The organism is Paenibacillus sp. Soil522 (assembly GCF_001428245.1).
Taxonomy (GTDB): Bacteria; Bacillota; Bacilli; order Paenibacillales; family Paenibacillaceae; genus Pristimantibacillus.
On record NZ_LMRV01000045.1, the window covers coordinates 56,092 to 69,832 of the forward strand.

Below are 13,741 nucleotides of genomic sequence, written 5' to 3' on the forward strand. Positions count from 1 at the left end.
TCTATTGGGTTATTGTGGCAAAAGTTCAGCTTCCTCTTGGTAAATTTCCCTTTTTATTGCTGGAACAGATAAAAGAACGTTTTATTGTGCCATCGGGTTGTTATAGATTATGGAAGCGAAGGACATTTTATATTTGCGGGACACAAAGAAGTTTTGGTCCATAGGATCCTTTTAGATACGATAATTAATGAAGAGATTTTTAAAAATTCGTGACAAAGTTGTTACGAATCCCGATTCGGACTTGCGTCGGAAGCCACAAAAAGCTAACATATATTAATATAGGTTACGTGCGAAAAAAAGGAGGTCCCTTCATGTTTTTAGCAGAAGAAGCAGCTCATACAGCAAGTAAAATCGGTACTTTCGATTGGTTCATGCTTGCCTTTACCATTTTGATCGCCATCGGTTTCGTTCGACTGTTGACCGCTCGTCCGAAGAAAAACATTTTCGCGATCGGTTTTACGGCCGTTTCGCTCGGTTTGTTTCTGTTGATCGACTTTATTATGATCACTAAAGTTTGGTTTGCATAACATTCCACATAGAAAAAGGTCTGCCGGACAAGTCCGGCAGACCTTTTTCTTCTGTATAAGATTAAACCCACCACATCTCGCCAAGCGGCTCGCGGATCAGGATTTGCTGAAGATTTTGAACGGCCTTCGTGAAGCCTTCGTCAACTGACATTAAGCCGTCCTCATGCTCGATGCTGACAACGTAGTCATAGCCGACAAGACGGAGCGCGCTGAGAATGTCTGCCCACGTTTTTAAGTCATGGCCATAGCCGACAGTACGGAATTGCCATGCGCGATCCAGCATTAGAGCATAGGATTGCATGTCTGTTACGCCATGATGGTTGACGTTGATTGGATCGATTGTCGTATCCTTCGCATGGAAGTGATGAATAGCTCCTGCACGGCCTAGAATATGAACCGCTTGAACCGGGTCGATTCCTTGCCACCACATGTGGCTTGGATCGAGGTTAGCTCCGATTGCATTTCCAGCCGCTTCGCGAAGGCGAAGCAGAGTAGCCGGGCTATGAACGGAGAAGCCGCCATGAAGCTCCAGACCGATTTTCACGCCGCCAGCAGCAGCAAGCTTGCCGATCTCAGACCAATATGGAATAACTTTTGCTTCCCACTGCCATTTCAAAATATCTTGAAAATCATTTGGCCAAGGAGCAATCGGCCAGTTCGGATATTTCGCATCCTCGTGATCGCCTGGGCAGCCGGAGAATGTATTCACGACAGCTACCTCAAGACGGTTAGCAAGCTCGATCGTTTTGCGGATCACCTCATCGTGCTCAGTCGAAATCGCTTTCTGCGGGTGCAGCGGATTAGCGTGGCAGCTGAGTGCACTGATCATCAAGCCGCGTGATTCTACCGCATGCTTAAACGCTTTCAGCTTACCCTCGTCAGCAAGCAATCCATCCAGGTCGCAGTGTGCGTTTCCCGGGTATCCGCCAGTACCGATTTCAATGGCATCAAGTCCTTTGGAGGCGATATAATCGAGTGCTTCCTCGAACGGCTTTTGTGCAAAAAGAACGCTAAATACTCCTAATTTCATTTGTTCATTTACCTCCCGAATCCATCAAATGGATTGATTTAGTAGTCCCACATAGTATACCACTTCTGTAATCAGAACATATATCCGAAACCACATTTGCCAAAATCGCATAATAATTAAACAAAACAAGCATAGTGCGGGAAAAGCGGCGATTATTTTTCTATCTTTTGAACTAGTAAACTAGCAAATTCCGTTGTTAAATATGGTAATATATGCTACATTACAACTTGATTACTAAATTTGGAATGCAGGATAGATAATAGCGTTTGGCCAACGCCTGTATGAAGAAGGATAGGGGAGAGTGTCTTCATGAAAAGCAGTATGCTCCGCATTTGCAGCCTCATCGTTCTTGGAGCGGTCGTTACTGCAGGAACGGCATGGGCTGCAGGTGCTGGCAACACGTCCATGCACGCAATGAGTGCCAAAAAGATTAACGGAGAGGTATATGTCAAAGCAAGCTCATTAACGGGCGCGCTTGGTGGAACGGGTACTTTTGATTCAAAGTCGAACACTTACCAGTACATACCCGCCGACATTCCATCCGTCATTAAAAAGGTGTCTCCTTCTGTCGTCGCGATTATTGGCAAGCCGGAGGATGTAGGGTCGGCTGATCCAAGGTATGCGCTGGCGCACGGAACGGGAGTCATCATTCGCGCGGACGGCTGGGTAGTGACGAATGCGCATGTCGTAGAGGATATGACAAATCTGGTTGTCGTAACGGCAGACGGCAAGCAATATGATGCGGTACGCACACATTCCGATACGGCAAGCGATTTAGCGTTAGTAAAAATTAAAGCAACAAAGCTGCCGATTGCCAAGCTGGCGCACTCTCCGCTCAAGGTGCAGGTGGGTGAAACAGTTGTCGCAATCGGAACGCCGGTATCGTTTTCGCTGCGCAATACAGCAACAAGCGGTATCTTGAGCGGTATGAACCGCAGTATTTCATCAGCGTACAATCTGCTCCAAACAGACGCAGCGATTAATCCCGGCAATAGCGGAGGGCCGCTCGTGAATATGAAGGGCGAGGTCATCGGTATTAACTCGTTAAAATTTGTAGAGGTAGGAATCGATAATCTCGGCTTTTCAATCCCTGCCGATACCGTGCAATATGTAACGGGCCATTTCTTCAAATATGGCTATGTGAAGCGTGCATCGCTTGGTATAGATCTGGAGGAAAGCTGGTCAGCCCTCATTGGCATTCCGACTACGGATCCGCTGACGGTGAAAAGCGTCTTTTCTGCTTCAGCAAAGAAGGCCGGCATCCAAAACGGCGACCAGCTGTACAAAGTGGCAGGCAAGCAAGTGTCCACGATTGTGGAAGTAAATGAGCTGCTGAAAAGCTATTTGCCGGGCCAGCAGGTCGAGGTCATGCTGCTGATCGACGGCGATCTTGTTACCCGCAAGTTGACGTTGGCTGCAGGTTAATTAGCGGTGCAACGATCCGTTTTCCCGTACTTATCCGACTTATAAGGAGCCATTATATATGAGATTTAATTTGTTCAAAACAATGCTTACATTTTTTCTGCCGGTATTGCTTGTATTCACGCTAATTCCGGTATCAGCATTTGCAGCCGATACGGATAGCAAGGTGGAAGTCCGCATGAAGGCAGGCAGCAGGGCGGTAAAAATTAATGGAAAAGCTTCGACCGTTGAAGCGCCGTTCGTAGCCAGCGGCACGACAATGGTACCGCTTAAAGTGATCACGAATGCATTTGGGGCGGGACTGAAGCTGGAGAACGGCAACGTCATTACACTTACATACAACGACCGCAAGGTTGTACTGACATTCGGCAACAAGACGGTTAAAGTGAACGGAGCAGCAAAGACCGTTGCAGTCGCTCCTGTAGTGGTAAAAGGCTCTACGATGGTACCGCTGCGTGTCATTGTGGAAGCGTTCGGCGCGAAAATTACCGCTGACTCCGTTACGAAAGAAACGGTTATCATCGGCGTTCGCGCACAGTCTTCCGGAACGGGCGGAACTTCGATTGATGCGGATTACGGTAAAACAAAAATCGGAGACAGCTATCACAAATGGACGCTGAACTATCCTGCCGGACTCGTGCTGGTTCAGCAAAGCGATAGCGGCAGTTTTGTAAAATGGGCGGATACGGCGGATGATTCCAAGGTGGCTGCGCAAGTAAACGTCATTACTGAGGATGTTGGTGAAGATGCGCTGTCTAGCGAAGAGCAGCGCGATACGATGTATTCCTATTATGATGAAGATGAGATCACGATAGACAAGCGGACGATTACCGTGAATGGTCTGACCTTTGAGAAGCTTGTCACTTTCACGAAACAAACCAAAATGTATTACGAGTATCGCGGCATTCAACTGGATGATACATATTACATTGTCATAGTAGGAGCAAAAGGCACGGACAAGTCAGTGCTGAACAGTTATGGAACGCTGTTAAACAGCTTTATTCCTTCCTATAATCAAGCGGATAAAACCATTAAGGATATTACAAAGGTTAAAGATGGCTTTATTACGTTCAAGGACGCTGATTATGGCTTGACGGTCAAGCTTCCGGCTGACTGGAACAGTGATCCGGAGAGTACAACGCCTTGGTTTACTAATAGAACGGATGCCTTTACATTCTCGTTCTCATCGCTCACTGCTGGCGATACGCTCGAGAACTGGGCAACCCGCAGGGAAGCGCGCGTTCGCGAGGATTACATCGGCTCGAATATCCGCAATTTCACAACGGCACCGTTAAGCTTGAAAGACGGGAATGCTTTGATGCTGAGCTACGAGCTTTCCTATGGTGGAGATATCTGGATAATCTATAATGAGATTTTCTTGATTTCCGGAAATTACCGGTATTCATTAGACTATATTTACCCATCTTCTAATGGTGTGAAGAGCAGCGCTGTGCTTAAGCAGATTGTTGCATCGGTTGATATCGACACGGCCTTTATCGAGAAAAATTTTGGGTTGATCGAGGATGATTTTGATCTGATCGACCGCAGCAAAAAAACAACCAAACGCAGCTCGCTCTATGGATACTCCATCGACATTCCTTCCTATTGGTACGGCGTGCAAAAAAACTTCAATGAGGATAATGTAAGCTACACATTCAGCGCGGGTGAGATGGGAATATATGAAACAGGAAATTCAGCAGCTGCAATCGTGCCTGCGCTTTCTGAGTTTGTGCGTTCTCCAGAAAACGTTTCGCAGGGGATGTCCATCAAGGAGTCTTCAACGGTAACGATCAATGGGAAAACGGCATATAAAGTAGTGTTAAGCGTATCTAAACCTAAAGATGACCTGCCTTATTCCCATATCTTCTATGCGTTTGATACTGCGGAAGGCTCGTTGGTATTCTCTTTTGCCATCTACGATATTCACGCAACCGACAGCAACCTTAAGCTTGTCAACGATGTTGTTCAATCCATTCGGTTCAATTAGATAAATGGTCAGCTGGCCGATTTCCGTATTACGGAAATCGGCTTTTTTAATGAAAGCATTACTGGCAGCAATGTATGGTGGAATAGACAGTCGCGGTTTGTTAAGATAGAAGGAGCAGGTTACAGGAATGTGAGGGATTGATCGTTATTATGACAGACACAATAATTAGATCGGATATAGAGCTGCTGGCTCCGGCCGGCGATTGGGATTGCATGCGTGCGGCTGTGGCTAACGGCGCCGATGCCGTATTTTTTGGTGTAGAGAAGTTTAATGCCCGTGCCCGCGCGAACAACTTCCGCAGCGAGGAGCTGCCGGAAGTTATGGCGTTTCTTCATACGTACGGCGTAAAAGGCTTTCTAACGTTCAACATTCTCGTATTCGAAGACGAGCTGAGGGACGCGCAGAAATTAATTGAGATGTGTATGGATGCGGGCGTGGATGCGGTAATCGTACAGGATTTGGGCCTCGTGAAGCTGATTCGCGAGCTGTCTCCGGATTTTCCGATTCACGGCTCAACTCAAATGACGATAACGTCGCCGGAGGCCGTAGAATTCACCAAGCCGTTTGGGATTGAGCGGGTTGTATTGGGACGTGAAAATAACCTTAAGCAAATTCGTACGATTGGGGAACAAGCAAAGCTGCCGATGGAAGTATTCGTACACGGCGCATTATGCGTGTCGTATTCGGGACAGTGCCTCACCTCGGAGATGTGGGGAGGACGGTCCGCGAATCGCGGCGAATGCGCGCAGGCTTGCCGGCTGCCGTACGATTTGATGGTCGACGGCGAGGTGCAGCCGATGGGAGACATCGCGTATTTGCTGTCGCCGAAGGATTTGGCGGCGATCGATATCGTGCCAGAGCTCATCCAAGCGGGCGTTAAGTCGTTTAAAATTGAAGGGCGTCTCAAAAGCCCGGAATATGTCGCGAATGTCGTGAGCAAGTATCGACGCGCGATCGATAAATATTTCGACGGCGATCTGTCGAAGCCGTCGGCGGAAGAGGTGCGTGAGCTGCAGCAAAGCTTCTCGCGCGGCTTCACGCATGGTTTTCTGTCGGGAACGAACAATAAGATGCTCGTAGAGGGCACGTTCCCGAAAAGCCGGGGCGTTTACCTCGGCCGGGTTGAGCGCATTATGCGCGATGCGGTTACGCTGCGGATCGAAGCGCCTCTTAAGCGCGGCGATGGTATTGTGTTTGACGCCGGCGACCCGACGAAGAAGGAAGAGGGCGGCCGCGTATATGATATTCGCCGTCAAGGCGTGAAGATCGAAGGTGAAGCGCAGGAAGGCACGATGATTGAGCTCGTAGCGGGCCGCAATGATGTTGATTTGCGCAAGGTGCATGTCGGCGACCGCGTCTGGAAGACAAGTGATCCGGCGTTGGATAAGCGTTTGAGAGCGACCTTTGAAACGGAAAAGCCATATCGCGTGTTTCCGCTTCATATTAGAGTGACAGGAGCGCTCGGACAACCGATGCGCACATGGTGGACGGATGTTCAGAAAGGGACGACCGTAGAGGTGGCCACGGAGCTTGAGCTTGAGCAAGCGCAGAAACGCCCGATGGATGCGGCTTTGCTTGAGGATCAATTGGGACGGCTGGGCGGTACCGTCTATCAGCTGGACAAGCTCGAGGTCGAGCTTCAAGGTGATTTGATCGTACCTATCCGTGAACTGAACCGGCTGCGCCGCGAAGCGGTGGAACTGCTTGCAGGCGAGCGTCCGAAGCCGCCCGTTTATGTGAAGCAAACGGTTGATGCGCGAGCGGATGTGTTTGAGGTGGATGTGGCGAAGAAGGATATATTGGCTCCGCACGGCGGTAAGGATGCGAAGCTGGTCGCATTATGCCGGAGCTTGGAGCAGGTAGAGGCAGCCGTTAAAACGGATGTATCCTTCGTATATGCCGATTTCGAATTCATTAAGCAATTTCCGGCTGCTATTGCAGCTGCCCGCGAGGCGGGTAAGCCGATTGCATTGGCAACGCCGCGCATTCATATGCCGGGCGAGAACGGCTATCATGCGAATATTTTAAAGCTTCAGCCTGATGCGGTGCTCGTTCGGAATACAGGAGCTCTTTATTATTACTTGCGTGCTCGCGCAGCAAATCCGGATAAGCCTTTCCCTAAGCTGATCGGCGATTTTTCGCTGAATGTAGCCAATCATAAAGCGGTAAATTTATTTACCGAGGTCGGTCTGGATCTGATCACGCCGTCTTATGATCTCAATATTCAGCAAATGGTTGATTTGCTGGAGAGCTCGGATACATCGAGGCTGGAAATGGTCATCCATCAGCATTTACCGATGTTCCATACGGAGCACTGCGTTTATTGCACCTTTATGAGCGAGGGCACTGACTTTACGAACTGCGGACGCCCATGCGAGGAGAAGCGCGCTTCCTTGCAGGACCGCATCGGCATGGCGCATCCCGTTCGCGTTGACGAAGGCTGCCGCAACACGGTGTATAATGCAGTCGAGCAGTCGGGAGCCGAATATATCCGCAATTTTGTCGGCCTTGGCGTATCCCATTTCCGCGTAGAGTTTCTGGAAGAAAAGCCGGAGAAGGTGCTTGAAGTTTTATCGTTATACCGCGATGCGCTCGATGGACGCATCAGCGGGACGCAGGTATGGCGCAACCTCAAAGCGATCAATCAGCTTGGCGTAACGCGTGGGCAGCTTGTGAAATAATAACCCCGCTCAACGACAATTACGGCATGCCGTCTTCTCTTTAATAGGGAGGGCGGTATTTTTCTTTACAATATAACCAAGTGTTTGACACGATATTTACGCTGGCATAGCATAGAAGGAAAGCGCAAATATGCGGCAACCGATTTTTGTGAAAAAGTGAGGCGTGATTATTTATGAATGGTTTGTGGTTTTCCGGCTGGAGGCATGTGTTCAAGCTCGATCCTGATCGGGAATTGTCCGACGAAACGCTGGATAGGATCTGTACATCAGGTACGGATGCGGTAATTGTCGGAGGCTCCAGTGGTGTCACTTTTGAAAATATAGTCGATCTTATGGCGCGTATCCGCAGGTACGAGGTTAACTGCGCCCTGGAGGTATCTACTTTAGACGGTGCTGTTCCCGGATTTGACGGTTACTTTATACCGCTCGTTTTAAATACGAACAGAGCAGAATGGATAACCGGCTGGCAAACCGAGGGCCTGAAGGAATACGGTTCCTTCGTACCGTGGGAAGAAACGGCGGCGCAGGGCTATATTATTTTGAACGCTGAAGCAACTGCGGCGAAATTGACGGAAGCGCAAACAGAGCTAACTGAAGAAGAACTGATTGCGCATATCCGTATGGCCGACCGTCTCATGAGGCTTCCGGTTATTTATTTGGAATACAGCGGCCGGTTCGGGGATATGCAGCTGGTGAAGCGTGCAAGAACAGCCATTGCCCACGCGCAGTTATTTTACGGCGGAGGCATCGATAATGCGGAGAAAGCGCGCCAAGCCGCAGAAGCTGCCCATACTGTCGTCGTGGGAAATATTATTTACAACGATCTGGATGCCGCCTTGTCCACTGTCGCTGCCGTACATGAGGTTGCTGGCGGCATGTATACCAGATAGCTTTTCAAGAACTTTTTTAAAAAAGCATAGATGAAGCCATAGTGCTGTGCAGCTGGAGGAAACACCAACCTCTTATGATGTACGGCGCTATTTTTCTGTTTGCGGGCTCCTTATTTCATGTGTTTATCAGCTGGTTGAACAAGGGAATAAATACGGAGTTTTTTTACTGTGCAAATTGACACAGGAGTGGCCGTTGTCTACACTGAAGAGAGGCGAACATATGCGAACAAAGGAGTCGGAGCATGTTGAATCATATTAGCATCGAGCAAGCGGTGCAAAAGCTGAATCCGCCGCAGCGGGAAGCGGTGCAAGCGACGGAAGGACCGTTGCTTATTATGGCTGGAGCGGGCAGCGGCAAGACGCGCGTACTGACACATCGAATTGCTTACTTAATAGAAAAGAAGCGTGTAGCGCCATGGAGTATTCTCGCTATCACCTTTACGAATAAAGCATCACGAGAAATGCAGGATCGGGTTAGCGCCCTCGTAGGATCATCGGGGCGGGATATTTGGGTATCCACCTTCCACTCGATGTGCGTTCGCATTCTTCGCAGAGATATTGACCGGATCGGCTTTACATCCAGCTTCTCCATTCTGGATTCCTCGGACCAGCTGTCGGTTATCCGGGGCTGCATGAAGGATATGAACATCGATACGAAGAAATTCGAGCCGAAGGCAGTCCAAGCCGCAATCAGCGGAGCGAAAAATGAGCTGATCACGCCGGAGCAATACGAGCAAAAGGTTGGCGATTATTTTGAGGGCATTGTTGCCCAGGTGTTCACGAAATATCAGAAGAAGCTGAGGAGCAATAACTCGCTTGACTTTGACGATCTTATTATGACTACGATTCAATTGTTTAAGGATGTACCGGAGGTGCTTGAGTTTTACCAGAACAAGTTCCGTTACATTCACGTCGATGAGTATCAGGATACGAACCGGGCTCAATACATGCTGACTCGTATGCTAGCGGATAAGCATCATAACATATGCGTTGTCGGCGACAGCGACCAGTCCATTTATCGTTGGCGCGGAGCTGATATTACGAACATTTTGAACTTTGAGGACGATTATCCCGAGGCGCGGACGATTATGCTGGAGCAAAACTATCGTTCGACGGCAAATATTCTTGATGCAGCGAATGCGGTCATTAAGCTCAATACAGGCCGGAGGCCAAAGAAGCTGTGGACGGATCAGGGCGCGGGCGATCTTATTTCTCTCTATCAAGCGGATACGGAGCATGATGAGGGTTATTTTGTAACAGGGGAAATTCGCAAAAATGTGAATAAAAGCTATAAATTTGCCGATCATGCGATATTATACCGTACGAATGCGCAGTCGCGGGTTATAGAGGAAATACTAATCAAATCCGATATTCCATATCAAATCGTCGGCGGCATAAAGTTCTACGACCGCAAAGAGATTAAGGATTTGCTCGGGTATTTGAAGCTGGTTTCAAATCCGGATGACGATATAAGCCTGGTACGGATCATTAATGTTCCGAAGCGGGGCATCGGGGATACGACGGTAGGGAAGCTTGCGGATGAAGCGGCGAGAAGAGGCACGTCGATTTATCGCGTATTGAATAATCTGGGTGACGTAGAGGTCAATGGCCGGACGCGAACGCTGCTGCGCGAGTTTTATGAGATTATCGACAATTTAACCCGGATGGTTGAATATTTGTCGGTGACGGAGCTTACGGAGAAGGTTCTCGAGCTGTCCCAGTACCGTCTGGAGCTGCAGCAGGAGAATACGCTGGAGTCGAAGGCCCGTCTTGAAAATATAGATGAGTTTTTATCCGTAACGATGGATTTCGAGAAGCGCAACGAAGACCGGACGCTTGTAGCGTTTCTGACGGATTTGGCGTTGATTGCCGACATCGATTCCTTGAACAAAGATGAAGAAGAAGCGGAAAAGAACAAGGATGCTATTACGCTGATGACGATGCATAGCGCGAAAGGACTCGAGTTTCCGGTCGTTTTCATTATCGGCATGGAGGAGAGCGTGTTTCCGCATAGCCGTGCGCTCGCTGACAATGAGGAGCTCGAGGAAGAACGCCGCCTCGCTTACGTAGGGATTACCCGTGCTGAGAAGCGGCTGTATTTGACCTGTGCTCGAATGCGGACCTTGTTTGGCCGAACGAACGCTAATTTGCCCTCGCGCTTTCTGCAGGAAATACCGGAGAGCGTGAGAGAAGGCGCTTCAAGCGGCAGCGGAGGGTACGCGCGCGCGGGCGTTCGCAGCGGCGGCGTCAGCGTTACGGGCGGTACCGGTGCGGCAGCAAGCCGCAGTATCGCAGGGCGTTCGCCTGCAAACGGCGCTCCTGGCGCAGGAGGCCGTTCCCCTGGCTTTGCCGGAACGGGCCCGGCCGCGATGGGCGGCAGAGGCGGCGTGCGGGTTAGCACGCCATTGCAGGATGCCGCTCGGGCGGTTCAGGGCAGCAGCGCCAGCGCGGCCGCGTCGGGTGATGCCGGGACTGGAAGCTTTGCTTCCGGCGAGAGAGTGTCGCATGCCAAATGGGGCATAGGTGTCATTGTCTCCGTCAAAGGGACGGGCAAGGACATGGAGTTAAATATCGCATTTCCGGCTCCTGTCGGCATTAAGCGGCTGCTCGCTGGCTTTGCGCCGATAACGAAAGTATAAGGAAGAACAGCTATTTTGGACGATTAGAAGGAGGAGCCTCCCATGAACGCTCAATTAGAGAGGATGCAACAGCTTGTTGCGATCATAACAGAGCATAACTATCGCTATTATACGCTTGATGAGCCCACGATAGATGATGTTGACTACGACAAGCTATACGACGAGCTTGTCGCATTGGAAGCCGAGTTGGGCTTGATATTGCCCGAATCGCCTACCCAGCGGGTAGGCGGGGAAATACTCAAAGGCTTTGAGCCATACAAGCATCGCGCCCGCTTGTGGAGTCTCGATAAGGCGCAAAATGCGGAAGATCTGCTCTCATGGAATACGAGACTGCTTAAAACGGTAGCTGACTACAATGCGAAGCATCCTGAAGAGGAGCCGCTGCCGCAACCGACCTATGTGGTTGAGCTGAAGTTTGACGGACTGACGCTCAATCTGACCTACGAGGACGGACAGCTTGTTCAAGCGGCGACGCGCGGAAACGGCACGGTTGGAGAAGGCATTATGCAGCAGGTTCGCACGATTCGTTCGGTGCCGCTCACCATTCCTTTTAACGATGGCATTATTGAAGTGCAGGGCGAGGGCATTATGCAGCTTTCGGTGCTGGCAAAGTATAATGAAACGGCGGCTGAGCCGCTCAAGAACGCTCGAAACGCAGCAGCGGGAGCACTGCGCAACCTTAACCCGAAGGTTACGGCCGAGCGGAAGCTGAACGCGTTCTTCTATAATATCGGCTATGCCGACGGGGTTGCTTTTACGGATCATCGCGAGATGCAGCAGTTTCTAAAGGATAACCGGTTTAAGGTGAATCCTTATGTAACCTATAAGAACACGATCGAAGAGGTGCAAGCAGAGCTGGCCCATGTGACGGAGCAGCGTGAGCAGCTGGACTTCCTCATTGACGGTGCCGTGGTGAAGGTAGTCGATATGCGGACGCGGGAGGCGCTTGGCTATACGGATAAGTTTCCGCGCTGGGCGGTTGCCTTTAAGTTCGAAGCGGAAGAAACGACAACGGTGCTTGAATCCGTATCGTGGGAGGTTGGCCGGACGGGCAAAATAACCCCTGTCGCCCGCGTAGAGGCAGTAGAGCTTGCGGGAGTAACTGTTCAAAACTGCACGCTCAACAATATTGGCGATATCGAGCGCAAAAACCTGAAGCATGCTTTAGGCACGCTCGTTACGATTCGTCGTTCGAATGATGTTATTCCGGAAATATTAGGCAAAGCGGATGAGGAGCCGGGTGTGGAAATCGAGTTTCCAACGGTCTGCCCATCATGCGGGACGGAGCTTGAACAACGCGGCGCTCACTTGTTCTGTAATAATAAGCTGGGCTGCCAGCCGCAAATTATCGGCCGTATTACGCATTTTGCTTCACGGGATGCGATGGATATCGATACGTTCAGTATCATGACGGCAGAGCAATTGTACAAAGACTGTGATGTCCGCGATCCTGCCGATTTGTATGCATTGACGTATGATGACCTCATTCAGCTTGAACGGTTCGGCGAGAAGAAGGCACATAAGCTGCTCGCAGCCTTTGAGAAATCAAAGGACCGGGAATTAGCATCATTTTTGTTTGCGTTAGGCATTCCGAATACCGGCAAAGCGACGACAAAGATGCTGGCCGACCATTACGGAAACTTGGATGCCATTATCCAAGCGGAGGCGGAAGAGCTCGTAACTCTTCCTGATGTCGGAGGTATTGTGGCTGAGAGCATCGTCGGATTTTTTAACGATCCCATTATTGTAGCCAGTATTGCCAGAATGCGCGATCTTGGGGTGAAGGCTGAAGCCGAGCAGCAGCTGGTTGCGAGAAATGACAGTGTGTTCAGCGGGAAGACAGTCGTTCTGACCGGTACGCTGCCGACTATGTCGAGGGATGAGGCTGCGAAATTGCTCGAAGCCTGCGGCGCCAAAATTTCAGGCAGCGTGTCCAAAAAAACCGATTTCGTCATAGCAGGCGAAAGCGCGGGCAGCAAGCTGACGAAGGCGCGGGAGCTTGGCATCGCCGTAATTGAAGAAGAAGCCGAACTAATGCGTCTGCTGGGCGAAACCGTTGTTTAGCGGCTGCGGCTTGTGAAAAGCACATGAAGGAACAACCAAGAAGTGTCCATGCAGCAGCTGCATGGGCACTTCTTTTAAATACGCCGAGCATAAAACGAGCATTTTTGAGCTATTACAGGTTTTAAAATACTCAATTGCAAGCTGTGCACTTGTAAAATATTTCTACTTGTATTCTAATTTCGTAAGTGGTATATTATTTCTTGTCGCTTCTGAGGCACACATGAACAACTGAATGAATCACAAACAAATGTGATACAAACTGTTGACAACGTCGAATGAAGATGATATTATGATTTCTTGTCACGACAAAATGTGACAAACATTGTGACAAACAAGTTCTTTGAAAACTGAACAAATGGATCACGTCGATCCGATAATGTTTTAAATAGCTAGTTAAGTAATGAGCAAGTCAAACACCAATTTGGAGAGTTTGATCCTGGCTCAGGACGAACGCTGGCGGCGTGCCTAATACATGCAAGTCGAGCGGATCTTGTCCTTCGG

General features: G+C 49.7%; 8 protein-coding genes and 1 rRNA gene. 8 read left to right on the top strand and 1 reads right to left on the bottom strand.

Going from position 1 to position 13,741, the window contains the following annotated elements; translation table 11 throughout:
* The first annotated feature begins 311 nt into the window (after nt 1-311).
* The gene (locus ASG81_RS15370; RefSeq protein ID WP_056635848.1) at nt 312-527 is read left to right on the top strand and encodes a hypothetical protein; all 216 of its coding nucleotides are present in this window, start codon (nt 312-314) and stop codon (nt 525-527) included.
* Nucleotides 528-588: 61 nt separating this feature from the next.
* Here the strand turns inward: ASG81_RS15370 and ASG81_RS15375 are convergent, their stop codons facing one another.
* Nucleotides 589-1,557: a sugar phosphate isomerase/epimerase family protein gene (locus ASG81_RS15375; protein WP_056635852.1), complete on the bottom strand. Its 969-nt coding sequence runs from the start codon at nt 1,555-1,557 to the stop codon at nt 589-591.
* Between the two features lie 309 nt (nt 1,558-1,866).
* On the opposite strand from ASG81_RS15375, the gene ASG81_RS15380 reads away from it, so the two are divergent.
* The 7 genes from ASG81_RS15380 to ASG81_RS15410 all read left to right on the top strand — a co-directional run.
* Nucleotides 1,867-2,982, top strand: coding sequence for a S1C family serine protease (locus ASG81_RS15380; protein ID WP_056635855.1), 1,116 nt, complete (start codon nt 1,867-1,869; stop codon nt 2,980-2,982).
* Between the two features lie 58 nt (nt 2,983-3,040).
* A complete protein-coding gene (locus ASG81_RS15385; RefSeq protein ID WP_056635858.1) occupies nt 3,041-4,966 on the top strand; it encodes a stalk domain-containing protein in 1,926 nt (641 codons plus the stop codon).
* A gap of 149 nt (nt 4,967-5,115) precedes the next feature.
* The gene (locus ASG81_RS15390) at nt 5,116-7,647 is read left to right on the top strand and encodes a U32 family peptidase (protein ID WP_155971578.1); all 2,532 of its coding nucleotides are present in this window, start codon (nt 5,116-5,118) and stop codon (nt 7,645-7,647) included.
* A 173-nt stretch (nt 7,648-7,820) separates the two neighbouring features.
* The gene (locus ASG81_RS15395; RefSeq protein ID WP_056635859.1) at nt 7,821-8,537 is read left to right on the top strand and encodes a heptaprenylglyceryl phosphate synthase; all 717 of its coding nucleotides are present in this window, start codon (nt 7,821-7,823) and stop codon (nt 8,535-8,537) included.
* A gap of 242 nt (nt 8,538-8,779) precedes the next feature.
* Nucleotides 8,780-11,176 carry a DNA helicase PcrA gene (gene pcrA, locus ASG81_RS15400; protein ID WP_200961518.1) on the top strand — a complete coding sequence of 799 codons (2,397 nt, stop codon included), beginning with the start codon at nt 8,780-8,782 and terminating at the stop codon, nt 11,174-11,176.
* 42 nt (nt 11,177-11,218) lie between these two features.
* Nucleotides 11,219-13,240, top strand: coding sequence for an NAD-dependent DNA ligase LigA (ligA, locus tag ASG81_RS15405; protein ID WP_056635864.1), 2,022 nt, complete (start codon nt 11,219-11,221; stop codon nt 13,238-13,240).
* A 418-nt stretch (nt 13,241-13,658) separates the two neighbouring features.
* Nucleotides 13,659-13,741, top strand: a 16S ribosomal RNA gene (locus ASG81_RS15410); the annotation flags it as partial.

Bases quoted from the DNA above. Each gene is read 5' to 3' on its own strand.
- pcrA (WP_200961518.1), top strand. From the start codon at position 8,780: ATGTTGAATCATATTAGCATCGAGCAAGCGGTGCAAAAGCTGAATCCG.
- ASG81_RS15395 (WP_056635859.1), top strand. From the start codon at position 7,821: ATGAATGGTTTGTGGTTTTCCGGCTGGAGGCATGTGTTCAAGCTCGAT.
- ASG81_RS15375 (WP_056635852.1), bottom strand. From the start codon at position 1,557: ATGAAATTAGGAGTATTTAGCGTTCTTTTTGCACAAAAGCCGTTCGAG.
- ASG81_RS15370 (WP_056635848.1), top strand. From the start codon at position 312: ATGTTTTTAGCAGAAGAAGCAGCTCATACAGCAAGTAAAATCGGTACT.
- ASG81_RS15385 (WP_056635858.1), top strand. From the start codon at position 3,041: ATGAGATTTAATTTGTTCAAAACAATGCTTACATTTTTTCTGCCGGTA.
- ligA (WP_056635864.1), top strand. From the start codon at position 11,219: ATGAACGCTCAATTAGAGAGGATGCAACAGCTTGTTGCGATCATAACA.
- ASG81_RS15390 (WP_155971578.1), top strand. From the start codon at position 5,116: ATGACAGACACAATAATTAGATCGGATATAGAGCTGCTGGCTCCGGCC.
- ASG81_RS15380 (WP_056635855.1), top strand. From the start codon at position 1,867: ATGAAAAGCAGTATGCTCCGCATTTGCAGCCTCATCGTTCTTGGAGCG.